Origin of the sequence: Thioflexithrix psekupsensis (genome assembly GCF_002149925.1) — a bacterium.
In the GTDB taxonomy this organism is placed as follows: domain Bacteria; phylum Pseudomonadota; class Gammaproteobacteria; order Beggiatoales; family Beggiatoaceae; genus Thioflexithrix; species Thioflexithrix psekupsensis.
Genome location: NZ_MSLT01000012.1, coordinates 895806 through 913850, shown reverse-complemented (window position 1 = coordinate 913850; position 18045 = coordinate 895806). Strand labels below are relative to the sequence as shown.

Here is an 18045-nt window from a genome sequence, read left to right as displayed (position 1 = left end):
CGGGGAGAGAAAACAAGAGAAAATGGCATTTTTTGCGCGTTTTTTGAGAATAAGACCCCGTGGCGATATTATTGCGTCAGTTTCCGCTGTGTTGAACGGACTCATCCAACAGACTGCACAGACAGTGAATTAAAAGAATATGCACTTCTTGTATTCTTGCTGTCCGCATCGAAGGCACGCGCAATTCGCAGTCCGTTTCCTGCAATACATTTGCGATGATACCGCCATTTTTTCCTGTTAGCGCAATGACTGATATACCGAGTGTATGCGCACTTTGGATTGCTTGCACTACATTTGGTGAATCGCCGCTGGTGGAAATCGCCAGTAATATATCACCTGCGCGTCCTAATGCTTCCACTTGTCGTGCAAAAATTCGCGTGTAAGCGTCGTCGTTGGCAATGGAGGTGAGTGTAGAACTGTCCGTTGTCAGCGCAATAGCCGCCAATCCGCGTCGATTGACTTCAAAACGATTGAGCAATTCTGAGCTAAAATGCTGCGCATCCGCCGCCGATCCCCCATTGCCACACGCCAAAATTTTACCACCCGCTTGCAAACAAGCGTGTAATTGCTGACTCGCCCGCACAATAGGCGCGGCCAACACCGGCAACGCCTCCGTTTTTACTGCAATACTTTCTACAAAAAGAGCCTTGACATGATCAAGCGTATTCATTACTTCATGTCACCTTGTGAAGTCGCATTGCCAGATGTTTTTGCGTCTTTGGCATTTTCCTCTTTTTTAGAGGACGACGGCGGATTTAAAATCAAATGAATTAATGCCGCTTTAGCGTGAGAAAAGCGATTTTCTAAGCCTTCCGCATCATCTCCTCCGCAAGCAGGCGTTAAATACCATTCTTGCTCTAATGATTGAAGTTCAGAGACTTTATCTTTTGCGGAAGTTGCCCCAGACAAGGCATCGGACAATTGCGCCACTTTTAAAGACAAACGCAATTGAGATTGCTCTGGGGGCGATTCTATATTTGCCAAAATCTCTAAGCGCAAACATAATAATTCTCTGGCTTTTTTCGCCTCTGGCGAAATAGGAATAATACCCGATAGGGCTTGTTCAAAACGCTGTTGCATTAACGCCTGATGTGACATGTTTTCTAAAACAGGACTTTGCGACCAACGAGACTGGATCATTTCCATTGGTTCTGGGGTCAGCATTCCCTTGTGCGTTGCCATTTCTAATTCATGACATAAGGCGGCTTTTTCGGCTAATAATTTTAATTGCATTTGATCTTCAGTGAGTAATTGCAATTGGGCTTTTAATTTCACCTGATGACACGCCGCATAAAACCGTTTATCTAAAGCCTTTGCTTCGGACGCGTACAGGTTGCTGATGTCGCGCCATTTGGCTTGAAATTCCTTTAAACGCATCAAGGCATCCGCCAAATCACTGCCGTTGAGACCCAGCAATTGCTCAACCTCCTCGCACAACGCGGCGCACTGTTGCAATTTCTGAGTGCGGGCATTTTTCTCTTGTTCTTCTGCGATTTTGCGGGCTTCTTTTTCATGTTTCGACCGATCAAAAACCACATCACAAGTTTTACGAAACCGCTCCCACAATTGATGTTCCATTTTACGCTGACCGGGAACAGTGACTTTCCAGCGATTTTGAATGGCTTTGGTTAATTCAATTGCTGCCGCGGTATCTTCCATTTTTTGTGCAGCTTCAGCTTCTTGAATTAAGCGTTCACGTAGGGCTTTATTTGCGGCATATTCCGCATTTAATTTACGTTCTAATTGCCCCGCTAATTTATCGTAACATTCTTTTAACGGTTTGCGATCTTTACGATCTGTTGCGCCAATATTGTGCCACTCTTTCTTAAAAGCATGTAAATATTGGTTCATTTCCCGCCAATTCGGTTTATCCCAATTAATTTGTGCCATGAAATCTTCTAAAGATTGACACAATTGTCTCTTGGCTTGCAAATTGGCTTGGCGTTGTTGGGCTTGCTGATCAAAGTAAACCTGACAGCTATCATAGGCTTTATTACAGGCTTCGTTAAAACGCTTCCATAATCCCTGAGAATTGCTGATACTGCCCAATTTTTTCCATTCTTCTTGCATTTTACGAATGGAATGTGCAGTTTTTTCTGGATCATCTGCGCCCTGTGCTAACAACTGTTCTGCTTGTTCACACAATAACTTACGTTCATTGAGTACACCCCAATTTTCCCAACTGCGCCATTCTCGAATTTTGGTCACCGACTCGTGTAAACGAGCCTCTAAGGTTTTGTACTGCGCAGTGGGTAATCCTGTAATCTTACTGAGCAAATCAATACTGTTTTTTTCCAGATCAATGGCCGTGTGCAATTCGCCTTTTTCTAAGGCGTTTTCCAAATTTTGCAATTCAGCGGTTAATTGCTGCACCCATTGATCGCGCTGAGTGGCTTGTTGTGCCACATGCTGTTCTAATTGCTGTAACGCATTTTGAAAACGAATGGCATTTTCTTGAAGTAATCCCGCCTCAGTTGTAGGAATAGCCAGCGATTGCCAAGCGTCTTTTAACTCTTTGATTTTAGAAGATTTAACAGGACGAGTCAGGGCATTTTCTGCTTTTTCGCAGAGTTTACGCAAAGCATAATTCAGTTGTTCAGCTTTTTCCCGCTGCCCAAGCAGACGACGAATTGCCGTCAACGTTTGTTCAAAACGCTGTTGCCACTGTTTTTCCTCTTTGCTGTCAGACAACGCAGGTAATTCATGCCAACGTGCTTGCCATGTGTCCAATCGCGCAAAATAATCTGCAATGTCACACGGAAGTGCAGTATCGCGTAGTTTGGTCAATTCTTCTAGTGTTGCCGTCGCATATTGACACAGATCATGCTTACCTGCGCGTTGTGAATCAAGGGCTTGTAATTGTTCTTGTTGTTGTCGTTGTGCGATTTCGTGATCGTGCCAAGCGGATAAAAAGGCGGATTCAGCCTGTTGATAACGGTCAATTAACGGTTTTTGTGCTTCATTTGCAATCGCTTGCCAACGCTGTTGTAATTGGGAAAATTCTAATTGTTCTTGCGACCAAGCGGCTTTCCCGCGTCCTAATACTTCTAAACGTTTACAAATCGCCTCTCCTTCGGATTGGATTTTGAGCGGGCGTTGTTCTTGTTCAATCAGACGATCTAACTTTTCTTTAGCGATGCGACTTACTTGTTTATCGCTGCTGCGGGTTGCTTTGTAAACTCGCTCAAGTGTAGATTTTTGTTGAATTTTCTCAACCGCAGCCAAGCGCAACGCCGGCACAGCATCTTGACTCGCCACATCACCCAATAAGGCTTCTCGTTCAATTTTCTCAATGGCGGCTAAACGTAATTCTGAGGCTTGTGCCTTGAGTGCCAACTGTTCTAACAGCTTGGTATTATCCGTTTGTTTGACCCACGCCAGCCGTTCAGCCAGCGACGTGGATTCTTTCGTTGCGGACAATAATTGTACGGCACGACGTAGCGCACATTCCCGAATCTCTGCATCGTTGTCTTGTTGATGTAGGTTGTGTAAAACATCAAGATCGCTGAGTTTTTGTATCGCGGCGCGTCGCACAAGTGAATCACTATCGGTAGTGATTATTTGTTTTAAAATATTTTCATCTGTAATGCTGTCTACCGCGGCACGACGAACATCGGCATCGGGGTGTTGCCAATTGGCTGTTTTTGGCTCTTTAAAGCCTTTTAACTTGGAAAAAATCATGATTTAGGCCATCCGTTCAACTGAATTACCAGAAGGGTTACACCCGTTGGAAAGTGATTTGGCGCGCAACCTAAGGAGTCCCAACAGTCACCGAAACCATCAGCGCATTCGCGCAGTTTCGACTAGCCCGATGGGCAGGTATTATGGGGATATAATAAAAACGCAGTGCATCGGCATAGGATACAGGATATTGCAAGGGGATTAAAGAGGTTGTCGCATGGTTAATTAACAATTGTTTCGCCATTAAGTCACATGCTACATTTTTCTCATGATAAAATCACAGCGACTCATGTGGAATTTTTCCCTACCACTCACTTGTGACTTTAACTTGCAACCTTTTATAAAAGGAATTTAATACCAATGAACTTAACACTTGGCATGATCATGGATGATATTGCGCACATTAAAGTTTATAAAGACAGCAGTTTTGCCATGTTATTAGCCGCACAATCCCGCGGTTGGACATTGTGGTATTTAACAGTTTCCGATTTATTTTTACAAGAGACACAAGTATGGGGAAAAATGCGCCCTATTACGGTATATGATCAGGTTGATCATTGGTTTGAATTAGGCGAAAGTATTTGTCAACCATTAAGTGCGTTACATTGCGTATTAATGCGCAAAGACCCACCTTTTAATATGGAATATATTATTGCCACTTATTTATTAGAACAAGCGGAAAAAGCAGGCGTTTTTGTGGTGAATAAGCCGCAAAGTTTACGCGATGCCAATGAAAAGTTATATACCACTTGGTTTCCTCAGTGTTGTCCGCCGACATTAGTCACTCGTCAAGCCAGCCAATTACAGCAATTTTTACAAACCCATCAACAAATCGTGCTTAAACCTTTGGATGCCATGGGAGGCAGTTCTGTTTTTCGCTTGCAATTAGGTGATTTAAATACCCGTGTGATTATTGAAACCATTACCCAACAAGAACAACGTTTTGTTATGGCACAGCGTTATATTCCTGATATTTTAGAATATGGAGATAAACGCATTTTGTTAATTAATGGTAAGCCGATTCCTTACGCTTTGGCACGAATTCCCGCACAAGGAGAATTTCGTGGCAATTTAGCCGTAGGCGCGCGCGGAGAAGGCGTGGCTTTAACCGAACGAGATTATTGGATTTGTGAGCAAGTTGCACCTGAATTGCAGCGACGGGGTTTATTTTTTGTGGGTTTGGATGTGATTGGGGATTATTTAACAGAAATTAATGTCACCAGTCCCACAGGAATTCGAGAATTAGAACGAATTTATCAGTTAGATATTGCGGGAGAATTGATTGATTTTTTAGCAAAAAATTGTCATTAATGGTTTTGTCTGAATCAGAATTTTAATGGGGTACTTATCTTCTTTAAAAAATTCTGATTCAGACACAAGGCATCATTACGAATGCTTGTGGGGCGCACGTTTGCGCTGACATTTTACTTGAAAAACTTGTTTATCTTCCAAACGCATCGCCGTCAATTCTCCGCCCCATAAACAGCCACTGTCCATGCCATAAATTCCATTTTTCGCATCGGCATAAAAACCCAATGTTGACCAGTGTCCAAAAATAATTTGTAATTTTTGACTGGCACGCTGCGGTAACATAAACCACGGCCGCTCCTCATTCGCCGCATAAATATGGTCTAAACGAGGTTTTCCTTTGTTTTTCATGGATAATTCCCCGTTTGGGGTGCAATAGCGAATTCGAGTAAAACAATTACTGATAAAACGCAAACGATCCCAACCCGTTAAATCTTCTCGCCATTCTCGCGGACTGTCACCGTAAATATGCCGCAGTAAGAGCGGATAATCTTGCCCCCGCAATTCGTCTTCCAGCTCCGAAGCACAACGACAAGCTTGTAATAAATCCCATTGCGGCGGAAATCCCGCATGAACCAATGTAAACCCTAAATAATGGTCATGGTGTAAAAACGGACAGTGACGCAACCAAGTTAATAATTCTTCTCTATCAGGCGCGTTTAAAATAGGAGTCAACGTATCTCCCGGACGCATTCGCTCAGGAAACGCATAAGCCACTGTTAATAAATGCAATTCGTGATTTCCCAATACCACTACGGCTTGATGTTTCAAGTCATAAAAAAATCGCAATACTTCCAGAGACTGCTGCCCACGGTTCACAATATCGCCCGCTGACCATAAAATATCTGTGGACGGATCGTAGCGAATGGCATCAAGTAAGCGTCTCAGGTCGTCGTAACAACCTTGTACATCACCAATAGCGTAAGTGGGCATAAACATTAACTCATTTTGTTTGACGGACGGAATGATAAATAGGCTCAACGTCGGTTTTTGGTTGGGGTGATTCTTTAAAAATAGCACAAAAGCACTGGGTTTGGCTGTTGTTTTGGGAAGGATACGCGAGCTTGCATGAAATAGAATTTTATTTTTAGAGAATTTAACCGTAAATTTGCATTTATTCCCTGTTTTCATAAAAAATCTGCTACAAACCTTGTGGGATGTATCAGGCTATTCAAAAATATAAACGTTACAATAACGGATTTTATAGACTTGTTAAATAGTTGATTCTATAATTTTTTTTTATAGTAGGCTAAATGTGGCAAAAAAGAGGAACGCATAGAGTAATATTGTATTAATTGTGGGATAATAAGCAATTAAACAAATTTAAACCATAAAATTTTGGGAATAGCCATGACTGAACTGATTGATTTCATCAAACAACAAGGCATATTTCGCCGTAAAAGCATTAAAAAAAATCAACATTCTCAATTGCGTAAACTTTATGAAACGGGTCAAGTTATGCGATTGAGCAAGGGCTTGTATGCTTCAACTGAATTTACAATAGATGAACATTTTAGTTTAATTCAAACGGTTAAAGCGGTGCCAAAAGGCACAATATGCTTGCTATCCGCTTTACATTTTCATCATTTAACCACTCAATTGCCATTTAAAGTTTGGTTAGCCGTTCCGCCTAATACATCAATTCCAAAAGATATACCTATACATTATGTACAATTTTCTGGTCAGGCTTTAGAAACAGGCCGCGAGTTTCATATTCTAAATGGTGTGCCAGTGCCAATTTATAACCCTGCTAAAACAGTGGCTGATTGTTTTAAACACCGTAATAAAATCGGGTTAGATATTGCTTTAGAAGCCTTAAAAAATTGTTGGTCTGAACGCCGTTGCACGATGCAAGAACTGTATGAATATGCAGAAATTTGTAAGGTAAAAACAGTGATGCAGCCTTATTTGGAGTTTCTCGCTATATGACAAAAAAACAGATTAAAAATATAGCTGTATCAGTAAGGCAAAAATTACTTAATTTGTCGCGTGAAAAAAAAGAAGATTTTAATTTTATTTTACAGCGTTATGCGTTTGAGCGATTTCTTTACCGTTTGGGAATTTCTCCTTACCGTGAACAGTTTTTACTCAAAGGTGGAATGCTTTTAATTTTGTGGACAGGCGCATCTCATCGAGCAACCCGTGATATTGATTTATTGGGATTTGGCAATGCTGACATTGTTCACTTAGAAAACGTATTTAAAGAAATTTGTGATCAAGCAGTTAATGATGATGGTATTGTGTTTTTATCTGACATGATAAAAGGGGAAGCTATTCGAGCTGAGAAAGCCTATACAGGGGTAAGAATCACATTTCAAGCGCGTATTGAACAAGCAAAATGTAGCCTTCAAATAGATATTGGTTTTGGCGATATTGTTACACCTAAAGCAGAAGAGGTAGAGTATCCTTGTTTACTGCATTTTCCCGCACCTAAATTAAAAGCCTATCCCATTTATAGCGTTATTGCAGAAAAATTTGAAGCCATAATTAAGCTAGATTTTAGCAACTCTCGCATGAAAGATTTTTATGATATTTGGTTTTTGCTTAAACACAATGCGCTTGACAAAACCGTTTTATGGCAAGCCATTAAGGCAACTTTTCAACAACGCGGCACAAAGTTTCCTAAAAGTGAAATAGCCATTTTTACACCAGCGTTCATTCATCAAAAAGAAGAGGATTGGGCAGCGTTCCTAAAAAGAATTAATGCTGATTATGTTGAATTTGAGCAGGTTATTTTTGATCTAAAAGATTTTTTTGAACAAGTACTTATTTTAGATGACTCATGTTTAAAATAACGGGCTTATTTCTACTTTTCACCAACTTAATGCGCTCTTAAAATCATGGCCAAAATCTATTACGCAAGAGTGGACGAATTCTGGACACGGGTTGATAAGCTAAAATTTTTAGCTGAAAAAGAAAGTTATAAAAATGTTGAGTGGCAGGAAATTACGCCCGACAGCAAACATAATTGGCTCACTGAAGGCTTACACGATAGTTTTGACAATTTTTTGCCTATGGGAACGAAGGCAGGAAAAGCGAATAAATCGGATGCGGAAGGGATTATTTTTCAGGTTTATAGTCGTGGTGCAGAAACAACAAGAGATGCTTGGGCTTATCATTTTAATGAAAGTAAATTAGCAGAAAACATGCAAATCAGCATAGAATTTTATAATGATCAAGTTTTAAAATTATCAAGACAACTCAAAGAAATAAGAATAGATGATTTTGCTAATTATGATGATAAAAAAATTAGCTGGAGTAGTAGCCTGAAAAAACATCTTGAGAATTTAATTTTTGCTGAGTTTAATCAAGAAAATATAAGATTTTCTCTTTATCGTCCATTTTCTAAACAATATCTTTATTTTGACAAAATATTTACCCATAGACGTGGACAATTTCCCTCAATTTTCCCAACGCCAGAAACTGAAAAAGAAAATAAAGTGATTTGTTGTAGTGCTGTTGGAAACAATAAACCTTTTCATAATTTAATGACAAATGTAATTCCTGATTTGCATTTCACAGGGGATTCACAATGCTTCCCCTTCTACACCTACACCGAAGACGGCAGCCACCGCCAAGAAAACATCACGAATTGGGCATTAAACGCCTACCAAACCCACTACAAAGACAACACCATCAGCAAATGGGACATTTTTTATTACATCTATGGATTTTTGCACCACCAAGGCTACCGCGATAAATACCAAGCCAACTTAAAACGCGAACTGCCACGTATTCCTTACGTGCCCGATTTCTGGGCAATCAGCCAAGCAGGGCAGCAACTCGCCGAACTACATTTAAACTACGAACAACAAGAACCCTACGAATTAGACGACGAAATTAAAGGCAAACTGGAGTGGCGCGTTGAAAAAATGCGCCTAAACAAAGACAAAACCGCCCTCATTTACAACGACACATTAACGTTAAAAGGCATTCCGCCCCAAGTTTTCGATTACAAACTAGGCAACCGTTCTGCCTTACAATGGGTTATCGACCAATACCAAGTTAAAACCGACGAGCGCAGCGGTATCACTAATGACCCGAATCGTTTTGACGAGCCGCGTTATATTTTTGAACTCATTGGCAAAGTCATTACAGTCAGCTTAAAAACAGTGGAAATTGTGAAAGGAATTAATCGGGGGAATTTTGAGGAATGAATTTTACAAAAAACTTAAATCCCCAAACAAAAACAACCCATTATTCCCCCTCCTAACAGGCGTGAAAATTCTGAATGGTTTGCACAAAAATCCCAAAAAAAACTCAAGCAAAAACCATGTGTTGAGCGGGTTTAGGCTGTACTCGTTCCACAAAATGACGCGCATAACGTCGTTGTAAATTAGCCATATCAAGGAGAATAAACAAATCCGCCACCTTAAAATCCGCATCCCAACACGGTGCGCCACAAATCTGCGCGCCTAAACGTAAATAGGCTTTTAATAAAGCAGGAATCACCACATCTTCCTCATTCACCGACACCGACTCAGGACGCGCTTGCAAAGGATAACGCGGCTGCACCTGCAAATGTGTCGCTACGGCATAACGAGACTGCAACCGATCCAAACTGCTGTGTTCATATCCCGCACTCATTGGAATACTTGCACAACCCATCAAATAATTAAAATTCCCCATCACCATAAATTGCGCCAATCCCGACCATAACAAACCCAACACATGACTATTACGATAATCAGGATGAATACAAGTACGGCCAATTTCCATAAAACGCCCCGGCAACGTGAAAATAGGCGTTAAATCAAATTCAGATTCCGAATAAAATCCGCCTGCTTGTCCCACTTGATCACTGGTTAAAATGCGCGTACAGCCGATAATTTGCTGTGTTTCTCTGTCTTTCACCAGCAAGTGATGACAAAATTGGTCATAATGATCCACATCATAGCCTTCCTCACCATGCAATACCGCCCCCATTTCTTCGGCAAAAACTTGATAGCGTAAGGCTTGTGCTTGACGTATTTCTTGTGGAGAAGTAGCCAGATGAACCGTCTCATTGTGAGCGGTTTTAACAGGAGATAGAAGAGTAGCATCTGCGTCCATAAGGGTGAATTCCTGTGCGTTTTCGTGATAACGGACAAGCATAATCAGGTCAAATTGCGCATAGATGACTGCTCAATGAAGTTTCAATGACAAGCAAATGACATCACGATGACGTGATCTTTACTTTTTTTGAACGGAATTTGCAGGGATAAGTATCTAAACGAAAATAATACGGACTATCCACATTTCTACCCTAAATTCTGTACATTCTGATTCTGACAGAAAAATTTTATAAATGGCTTAATTTTGGTATAAGTAGTTAAATAAAAATATTAAGGTATTAAAAACGTTCAGAATTTTCACATTTCTACCGCCCCCCTACCCCCTCCTGCTAGGAGGGGGAAAGAAGAGATGAGGTTATCTTGTTAAATTTTAACCATAAAAATAACCTCTTTCTCCCCCTCCTAGCAGGAGGGGGCTGGGGGGCGGTAGAAATATTGATATACCAGATTATTTTCCGTTAGGTACTTATAGCTGAATATTTTTATTTAACGACTTATCATTTCTTTATTTTCTAAAATAAATCATGGCAATTATTGACGACATCACTTTTTCGCTCATCAAAACATCTCCGTTTGACATATACGCGGTACAATTACGCTATAAAATGAGTTTTTCCAAATGTGAAGCCTTGTCCCAATTTGTTTACTTAGAACAAGCCATGCTATGCCGAATGGCTGCCACCGAAAACCAAGTGTTAGGCACGTTACATAAAACCTGTGTGCGGGCGCAACACGATCCCATTGTGCGCGAATTAGAATTATCTCCACCGCTACTTGCCCATTGGCTGCATTGTATTGACCCTGACTCACTGAATCCCACCCAGATAGAAGACAAAAAAGCCTTTTATGTGCGCGTTGATTTAGTGCCTTATTTACCGCAAGAGTCTCAAAATACCTCAAATTTAGTCTATTTGAGTACCTAAACAAAAATAATACCCTCCCCTATCCCAGAAAAGTGAAAATTATGAACAATTTTAATGGGTTAAATATCTTTGCTTAACTATTTATAGCCAAACAACCTATTTTCCTCGTCTCAATGCCTAAGTGAAAGATCGAGACATTGAAACGAGGTGAGCGTAACCCGTTAAGGCTGCACTCGCTTGCCTTCCGTCATCAAGCGTGAATAACCTCGAAAACCAGACTCACTGGATTCATCTGCACTTCGTCCCGTTAAAAAGTTGACATTAAACGTCGTAGCAAAATCAGCCAACGTCATATCACGTCCCACATCAATCGTTGACGGCTGATCCAAACTCAAATAAGAGCCACAGGCTTCTCCCGAATCACAAATATATCCATCATTATTTGCATCCGTACCCGCAATCATCTGATAAGTTCCTACTGGCACATTGGTAAAGCGGAAAGAATACGCGCCATTTCTCACACTGGCTTGAATTTCCTTCACCGTTTCCAACGTATCGGGTTGCACCAACAGAATATAATGATAACCTGCGTCACCGGTGGTACTTTGATTTTGTGCGGCCACTTGTAAGATTAAAGGCACGCGCACCGTATTAACCGTAGAACGAAACACAATAGTTGCCGAATAAGTCCCAGGGGCTAAATTGCCGCGGTTCAAACTGACCTGATAGCTTCCCAAGCCATTACCATCCACAGACAACGGCCGCACACTGATCACATTTCCCCCATCGGCTGTAATTTCCGTCACACTTAACAGTCCACCGCCGCCGTTGCTGACCGTCAACGTACTGGTTTGGGTGGAAACGCCAAAATTAAGCGAATTAGGATTAACCACCAAAGAGGGCGATAACTCCACTCGCGGCGGGCCACTTAATAATTCTGAAGCGGCCGCCACCGCTTTGCGCGCATTGATTAAACCATAACCAAATTGATCATCGCGTCCTGTGCGGCCGATGTCATCTGTGATTTGGCCGCTGCGCAGTAAACTGTCAACATCACCGGGGGTTAAATCAGGATTAACCGCTTTCATCAACGCAATCACACCCGACACATGCGGCGCGGCCATCGATGTACCTTGTTGATAATAATAAGTATACTGAGTTGGCACACTGGAATCATCGCCAAAAGTGCTGGCAATTTGATCTGGGCGACCATCCCCGTCTAAATCAGGCGTACTCTTATCACCACCGGGCGCAGCCACATCAATAGTGCTGCCATAATTCGAGTAATAAGCCAATTCCTTACTAAGCGATACGGCACTGACCGAAATCACCCCATCTAAGGCTGCGGGATAAGTGGGCGCGTTAGAACCATCGTTACCCGAAGCGGCCACCACAATTACACCATTGGCGCGGGCTTGGTTAATTGCCTCAGTAAAACCAGAGGAAATACGAGAACCACCTAAACTTAAATTAATAATATCAGCGCGTTGCGTGGGAACGGTTCTGGAATCATTGGGCAAACCTGCGGCAAAACGAATGGCTTGTTCCGTATCATATTCTCGCCCAGACCCCCCACGTCCCAACACCCGCAAAGGCATCACCCGTGTCAACCAACCCGCTCCAGCCACACCGACTCCATTATTCGTAGCGGCGGCGATAGTGCCGGCCACGTGTGTGCCATGAAAATTACTACTGGCTTCGCGGCCTTCTTTACCGCCGGGATCATCGGGGTTGCTATCAATGCCGTTGCCATCTTTAGCAATCGCGGGATCGGAAATAAAATCATAACCCGCCGCCAATTTTCCGCGTAAATCCGGATGACTTAATAACACTCCCGTATCCACCACGGCCACAATCACCTCCGAACTGCCCAATGTCATATCCCATGCTTGTGGCAGATTCATCATTTTGTAATGCCATTGATATTCAAAAAACGGATCATTAGGAATACGATGAGCGTGTAATAAATGATTCGGACTGGCATCTAATACGGCAGGATGTTGCCGCACTTGTTTCAATTGCATCAAGGTCTTGTACTTATCACACAAGGCCTCACTGGCAAAATCCGCACATACTGAAGAAGTTGATAAGGTTTGTAACGTATTATTATCAAGCGTGAATAACATCCGTCGGCTGCGATCAAAATGCTGTGTTTGTAAACCAAGCGCAGACAACACATCAGCTTGCACGGTCAAATCCGCTTCATCAGACTCAGCCAACTGCACAATTAACTCCCCCACCGCAAAATCATCGCTTAAACGACTGCCACGGTCGTCTATATCACTGCTAGTTCCCACATTTTGACTGAGCGTAAGCACATAATTACTGGCCCCCGCTTCCGCACGTACTTCGATAACATGCGCGCCACTTTGACGCGAAAATAGCGATTCATTCATGCCTTCATTAATTGACGCATCAATAATTTTTCCTTGATTATCATAAAGATATAAATCCAAATCAATACCTTGTCGAGAACCATCCGCAATAAACAACATGGCCAATTGTCCACGTTGTAAATTAACCGCATAAAAATCGCTGACATCCCCAGCATTACGACTACGGCCGCTATTGCCAGACCCCGACACATTGACATAACCCCCCACCATGACCGGATTAGGAATCACTTGGGCGGTGGCAAATTGGTTATTACTGACTGTTGCGGGCGCGTTTAAATCATTCGTATCCACGTCTGCGGCCACGTTACTGGCCACAATTAAGCGGCCACCAACGGAAAACCCTGAAACCGAACCACCTGTGCCACTGCCAGTGCTGCTGTTATCGCTGCTGTTGCATCCTGCGATTAACACTAAAAATACAATAGAAATTAACCATTTAAGAAATATCATATTTAATTCCATTAAGCCAAGAAATAATGTTGCCCTTCATCATCATGAGAAGATAAAAGAGAACTACGGCCAGTACGGCGCAATTTCAAATCATGAAATAACACCACCATGATCGAAACCATAAAAGGCGTTAAAAAACTAGAGATCACATTATAAATAATTTGTGCCATTTGCAAGGCGAATTCAGGAGAAGCATTCAACGAATAAGCCAGCGATTCTCCCATACCCGCCAGCGATAATCCTCCCACAAACATCGCCAACATCGGCACAAACAACACACCCGCACTGTGCCACCAATAGCCCCATACCAATTGATGACTGTGCCATAATGAATTAAAAATGCGCGCATTTTCAAACAAAACAAAAGGCATAAAAAACACCATCGACACCATCAATAAAACGCCCAAAATAATCACCATCAAACCCAAAGCCACCCCTATCGCATAAATCCAACACGCCAAATACAACACCAATAATTTAGGCATCACATAAGACAAGGCTTCCCGTGTAGCCAAATGATGTCCGCGGATAAAAGCCACAATCTGCACAAACAAAGCCGCGTACAACCACAACAGCAAAGCCAATTGTAAAGGAAACATCGACATTAAACTGGCAATCGCCTCAGCTTGTAATTGTTGATCTGAACTAAATAAATTCTCGATAAATAAACTCGGTAAAATAGACAATAAAGCAACCATTAAAATCGTAGGTAAAACAACTTTAAAACTCGCTTGAAATAAACGAATGCCCAAGCCGAATAAAACCAGCATATTCTGCGGTGTTTTTGGTAATTCAAACATACGGTAAAGAAATCCTTTATGTTTTATTTTACTTTACATTCAAAAAGTTAAATTTAATGTTAGACATAAACTCAAAATAATCGAACGCTGTCTATTTACGCAGTGCAGCATACTGTATAAATACAACGATTAATGCGACTATTTTCAGGTGCATTATAGGGGCAAAGAAAGTACGCTGCACGATTATCGTGCATCAAGCCCCGTTTAAGCGATAAATCGTGCAATAAAAAATGAAAAGGTGTTATGATAAGATCATTCAAATCACTGTTGAGCAAGCGAGGAAATGCCGTTTGCCACGGAGGCGCAGTGATGTTGACTCAGTGACTTGCATTTATCCCTAATTAGGTATGTTTATTGCTGACTTTTCCTCAGATTCAAGTGAAGCGTGGCTGACACGTTTGACCCACCCGATGAAAGTCACTAAGGAGTTGAGTTATGAAAAAGCAACATCGCCAAATCGTACCCGCAGACCCTGAGTCGGCCTACGAGTTGATGTTAAGATTACAACCCGTTACCCCCGAGGTCTCCAACGTAAAACAACCCAAGTGGCAGCCGAGTTTCTATAGTGCTTCTACGGAAGGGGATGATTTACCTGATTCTATCGCCACAAAACGTATTATTCATTAAGGACAAAAAAGGGGAAACGTCGTATTTTTCGTACTTTTCCCCTTTCCCATCGCTCTGTTTTCCCCACCTTACAAATGATATTCGTACAACAATGCAGTACCGGGCATTTGTAAATATTCCAAAGTCGTTTCTAACACCTTTTTAGTGGTGCTGGGTTGGGTTTGGTGACGAAATAGCGTGTCATTCAACACCTGATTCAAATTCAACGATAAGCCCACGTAAATATTTCTTTCTTTAGGGAATTGTTCGGCGAACTGGCCGGGGTTTGGCTGATACCCCCGCGAGCCGTAACCTAAAGCCAATTCTAAATAACGCAAAATCGGTTTATCCCGTAGCGCATTAAATCCCGCGGCTTTGGTGATAAATAAATACGTTTGTCCCGAATAATCCGAGATCGGATCGCCATCGCCCAATAACTTTGCATCATCGGATCGCCAGTAATGAAAACGCACATCAAATTTTTCGTCTAAATCAGGACGCAATTCAAACCACGCGCCCAAAGCGACTCCGCCCAAATTCATCACCAAATCTTCTTTAGAAAAGCCATATTCCAAGCTAAATCCATCCATAATTTCCACCCCCAACATCACACTGCCTGCCGTCCAACCCGCGATTTTGGCAGCGGTTTGGGCATCGTGTCCTGCCCATTGGAAAGTTTGCGCCATTAAACGAGTGCCTAAATAACTGGAATAAAAATGGCCTAATTTATCCGCGCCGCCGTTGGGACTGTCCTCACCAAACCAACCTTCATTGTTGACCCGAAAAGAACTGCGATTAGAGAACGTTTCTGTTGTCACCGTGCCATCTGGTTGTAAAACATGTCGTTCAACGTCCTTATTCCACCACGATAAAAAACCATAAGTCGCAATCACCCCCGCATAGCCCCCAATTAACCAGCGAGTCCGCGAATCGCGTTTAGCCACATCTGGCAATTGCGGATCAGACGTTAAATCCCCACGGGTCAACGCTGGAGTCATCGACGTAGATTGTGTGGACAAAGATAAATCCGCATGAAGCGGAGCAGATAAACCAAACAAAAACAGCGGTAAAACAAATTGTAAGCGCATATTAAGCAGTTCTCTATGAAAAAAACGAATTATTTTTAGTGTCTAAAATGCCGCATTCCCGTAAACACCATTGTCATACCATGTTCATTAGCGGCGGCGATCACTTCACTGTCTCGCACAGAGCCACCGGGCTGAATCACAGCGGTAATTCCTGACGCGGCCGCAGAATCGATTCCGTCCCGAAAGGGAAAAAACGCATCCGAAGCCATCACAGACCCCGCCACAGTCAATTGCTCATCAGCAGCCTTGATGCCAGCGATTTTCGCGCTGTAAACTCGGCTCATTTGTCCTGCGCCGATGCCAATCGTCATGCCTTTTTGGCAGTAAACAATGGCATTGGATTTGACGAATTTAACCACTTTCCACGCAAATAACAAATCTGACCATTCCGCATCACTGGGTTGACGATGGCTAACGACTTGTAATTGCTCACGAATTCGTTCGCCTAAATCTCGCTCTTGTACCAATAAACCGCCAACGACGCGCTTAAAGTCATAGGATGCCACCGGACGCGCCCACTCCCCACACGCCAATACCCGCACATTATTTTTACTGGCCAACACTTGACGCGCCGCCGTATCCACCGAAGGCGCAATAATCACTTCTACAAATTGCCGATCAATAATTGTTTTGGCGGTTTGCGCGTCTAAAGGGCGATTAAACGCGATAATTCCACCAAAAGCCGACGTGGGATCGGTACGATAAGCGCGTTCATAAGCCGCTAAAATCGTCTCTGCGACTGCGACTCCGCAGGGATTAGCGTGTTTTACAATCACACAAGCGGGCGCGTCAAACGATTTCACACATTCCAACGCCGCATCCGTGTCCGCGACGTTGTTATATGACAATTCTTTGCCTTGTAACTGTTGCGCGGTGGCCACACTGGCTTCAGCGGGCTGGTGTTCTGCATAAAATGCCGCTTTTTGATGCGGATTCTCCCCATAACGCATATCTTGCACTTTTCGATATTGCAAAGACAATTCGGGTGGAAACGTATGAATTTCCCCATTTTCAGGCAAACTGCCCAAATAATTGGCAATGGCACCGTCATAACGCGCAGTATGAGCGAATACTTTACGCGCTAAATAAAAGCGTGTGTTATCAGAAACTTCCCCATCTAAACTGGATAATTCCGCCATCACCCTACCGTAATCACTGGCATCGACGACCACCGTCACCGCGTGATGATTCTTGGCCGCAGAACGCAACATCGCAGGGCCACCAATATCAATATTCTCAATCGCCGTGGCTAAATCACAATCAGGATTCGCAATGGTTTGTTCAAAAGGATACAAATTAACCACAACTAAATCAATGGCTTGAATGTCATGCGCCTGCATCACGGCATCATCTACCCCGCGCCGCCCCAATAAACCACCGTGAATCTTTGGATGTAAAGTTTTGACCCGTCCATCCATCATTTCAGGAAAACCCGTGTAATCAGCCACTTCTAGCACAGAAATCCCATTGTCAAGCAATAACTTAGCCGTGCCACCTGTGGATAAAATCTCAACATTCCATTCCCGCAACGCACGCGCAAATGCGATAATTCCTGTTTTATCCGAAACGCTAATTAAAGCCCGTTTAATTTTTGCCATTATAATTAATTTCCTTAATGTGCTATTAATGTAATATAAAATCATTTTGATATGGCACAGCAATCGCATATATTGCTTAGTTTTTATTTCACCTGCAAAAAATAACCGCGATAATTCACCGTGTTATCACAACCGATTGTCGGAAAGTTCGGACAAATACAACAAATTTACTCGACAAATTGTCTGTCTTTTATCACGCTT

Annotated in this window: 14 protein-coding genes; 6 read left to right on the top strand and 8 right to left on the bottom strand. The window is 42.5% G+C overall.

What is annotated here, in order from left to right; translation table 11 throughout:
- Positions 1-76 precede the first annotated feature (76 nt).
- A complete protein-coding gene (locus TPSD3_RS09015; protein WP_086488212.1) occupies positions 77-670 on the bottom strand; it encodes a phosphoheptose isomerase in 594 nt (197 codons plus the stop codon).
- The gene (locus TPSD3_RS09010; protein WP_086488211.1) at positions 670-3681 is read right to left on the bottom strand and encodes a DUF349 domain-containing protein; all 3012 of its coding nucleotides are present in this window, start codon (positions 3679-3681) and stop codon (positions 670-672) included. Before TPSD3_RS09010 ends, TPSD3_RS09015 begins: the two co-directional genes overlap by 1 nt.
- A 360-nt stretch (positions 3682-4041) precedes the next feature.
- Between TPSD3_RS09010 and gshB the strand changes: the two genes are divergently transcribed.
- Entirely contained in the window at positions 4042-4992 is a 951-nt protein-coding gene (gene gshB / locus TPSD3_RS09005) for a glutathione synthase (RefSeq protein WP_086488210.1), read from the top strand.
- Positions 4993-5067: 75 nt separating this feature from the next.
- Here gshB and TPSD3_RS09000 read toward each other — a convergent pair whose 3' ends face one another.
- Positions 5068-5922, bottom strand: a complete 855-nt coding sequence (locus tag TPSD3_RS09000; protein ID WP_086488438.1) for a symmetrical bis(5'-nucleosyl)-tetraphosphatase — start codon at positions 5920-5922, stop codon at positions 5068-5070.
- A gap of 417 nt (positions 5923-6339) precedes the next feature.
- On the opposite strand from TPSD3_RS09000, the gene TPSD3_RS08995 reads away from it, so the two are divergent.
- The 3 genes from TPSD3_RS08995 to TPSD3_RS08985 are packed head-to-tail and all read left to right on the top strand — an operon-like array spanning position 6340 to position 9146.
- Positions 6340-6918 carry a type IV toxin-antitoxin system AbiEi family antitoxin domain-containing protein gene (locus TPSD3_RS08995; protein WP_217884409.1) on the top strand — a complete coding sequence of 193 codons (579 nt, stop codon included), beginning with the start codon at positions 6340-6342 and terminating at the stop codon, positions 6916-6918.
- Positions 6915-7784: a nucleotidyl transferase AbiEii/AbiGii toxin family protein gene (locus TPSD3_RS08990; protein WP_086488209.1), complete on the top strand. Its 870-nt coding sequence runs from the start codon at positions 6915-6917 to the stop codon at positions 7782-7784. Before TPSD3_RS08995 ends, TPSD3_RS08990 begins: the two co-directional genes overlap by 4 nt.
- A gap of 45 nt (positions 7785-7829) precedes the next feature.
- Entirely contained in the window at positions 7830-9146 is a 1317-nt protein-coding gene (locus tag TPSD3_RS08985) for a type ISP restriction/modification enzyme (protein WP_086488208.1), read from the top strand.
- A 103-nt stretch (positions 9147-9249) separates the two neighbouring features.
- Here TPSD3_RS08985 and TPSD3_RS08980 read toward each other — a convergent pair whose 3' ends face one another.
- A complete protein-coding gene (locus tag TPSD3_RS08980) occupies positions 9250-10041 on the bottom strand; it encodes a GNAT family N-acetyltransferase (RefSeq protein WP_086488207.1) in 792 nt (263 codons plus the stop codon).
- Positions 10042-10567: 526 nt separating this feature from the next.
- On the opposite strand from TPSD3_RS08980, the gene TPSD3_RS08975 reads away from it, so the two are divergent.
- A complete protein-coding gene (locus TPSD3_RS08975) occupies positions 10568-10966 on the top strand; it encodes a hypothetical protein (RefSeq protein WP_086488206.1) in 399 nt (132 codons plus the stop codon).
- A 161-nt stretch (positions 10967-11127) separates the two neighbouring features.
- Here the strand turns inward: TPSD3_RS08975 and TPSD3_RS08970 are convergent, their stop codons facing one another.
- Both TPSD3_RS08970 and TPSD3_RS08965 read right to left on the bottom strand, forming a co-directional pair.
- Positions 11128-13752, bottom strand: coding sequence for a S8 family serine peptidase (locus TPSD3_RS08970; RefSeq protein WP_176329803.1), 2625 nt, complete (start codon positions 13750-13752; stop codon positions 11128-11130).
- An 11-nt stretch (positions 13753-13763) separates the two neighbouring features.
- On the bottom strand, positions 13764-14552 hold the full coding sequence (locus TPSD3_RS08965; RefSeq protein ID WP_086488204.1) for a hypothetical protein: 789 nt from the start codon (positions 14550-14552) through the stop codon (positions 13764-13766).
- A 435-nt stretch (positions 14553-14987) separates the two neighbouring features.
- Between TPSD3_RS08965 and TPSD3_RS08960 the strand changes: the two genes are divergently transcribed.
- Positions 14988-15179 (top strand): hypothetical protein, encoded by a 192-nt coding sequence (locus TPSD3_RS08960; protein ID WP_086488203.1) that lies wholly within the window; start codon positions 14988-14990, stop codon positions 15177-15179.
- A 68-nt stretch (positions 15180-15247) separates the two neighbouring features.
- On the opposite strand, the gene TPSD3_RS08955 is transcribed toward TPSD3_RS08960, so the two are convergent.
- Both TPSD3_RS08955 and purH read right to left on the bottom strand, forming a co-directional pair.
- On the bottom strand, positions 15248-16246 hold the full coding sequence (locus TPSD3_RS08955; protein ID WP_086488202.1) for a DUF2279 domain-containing protein: 999 nt from the start codon (positions 16244-16246) through the stop codon (positions 15248-15250).
- A gap of 35 nt (positions 16247-16281) precedes the next feature.
- Positions 16282-17844: a bifunctional phosphoribosylaminoimidazolecarboxamide formyltransferase/IMP cyclohydrolase gene (gene purH / locus TPSD3_RS08950; protein WP_086488201.1), complete on the bottom strand. Its 1563-nt coding sequence runs from the start codon at positions 17842-17844 to the stop codon at positions 16282-16284.
- Positions 17845-18045 lie beyond the last annotated feature (201 nt).

What these genes read in the sequence shown, in the direction of transcription:
- TPSD3_RS08980 (WP_086488207.1), bottom strand. Translation starts at nt 10,041, where the DNA reads ATGGACGCAGATGCTACTCTTCTATCTCCTGTTAAAACCGCTCACAAT.
- TPSD3_RS08965 (WP_086488204.1), bottom strand. Translation starts at nt 14,552, where the DNA reads ATGTTTGAATTACCAAAAACACCGCAGAATATGCTGGTTTTATTCGGC.
- TPSD3_RS08995 (WP_217884409.1), top strand. Translation starts at nt 6,340, where the DNA reads ATGACTGAACTGATTGATTTCATCAAACAACAAGGCATATTTCGCCGT.
- gshB (WP_086488210.1), top strand. Translation starts at nt 4,042, where the DNA reads ATGAACTTAACACTTGGCATGATCATGGATGATATTGCGCACATTAAA.
- TPSD3_RS09015 (WP_086488212.1), bottom strand. Translation starts at nt 670, where the DNA reads ATGAATACGCTTGATCATGTCAAGGCTCTTTTTGTAGAAAGTATTGCA.
- purH (WP_086488201.1), bottom strand. Translation starts at nt 17,844, where the DNA reads ATGGCAAAAATTAAACGGGCTTTAATTAGCGTTTCGGATAAAACAGGA.
- TPSD3_RS08955 (WP_086488202.1), bottom strand. Translation starts at nt 16,246, where the DNA reads ATGCGCTTACAATTTGTTTTACCGCTGTTTTTGTTTGGTTTATCTGCT.
- TPSD3_RS09000 (WP_086488438.1), bottom strand. Translation starts at nt 5,922, where the DNA reads ATGCCCACTTACGCTATTGGTGATGTACAAGGTTGTTACGACGACCTG.
- TPSD3_RS08990 (WP_086488209.1), top strand. Translation starts at nt 6,915, where the DNA reads ATGACAAAAAAACAGATTAAAAATATAGCTGTATCAGTAAGGCAAAAA.
- TPSD3_RS08985 (WP_086488208.1), top strand. Translation starts at nt 7,830, where the DNA reads ATGGCCAAAATCTATTACGCAAGAGTGGACGAATTCTGGACACGGGTT.
- TPSD3_RS08975 (WP_086488206.1), top strand. Translation starts at nt 10,568, where the DNA reads ATGGCAATTATTGACGACATCACTTTTTCGCTCATCAAAACATCTCCG.
- TPSD3_RS08970 (WP_176329803.1), bottom strand. Translation starts at nt 13,752, where the DNA reads ATGATATTTCTTAAATGGTTAATTTCTATTGTATTTTTAGTGTTAATC.
- TPSD3_RS08960 (WP_086488203.1), top strand. Translation starts at nt 14,988, where the DNA reads ATGAAAAAGCAACATCGCCAAATCGTACCCGCAGACCCTGAGTCGGCC.
- TPSD3_RS09010 (WP_086488211.1), bottom strand. Translation starts at nt 3,681, where the DNA reads ATGATTTTTTCCAAGTTAAAAGGCTTTAAAGAGCCAAAAACAGCCAAT.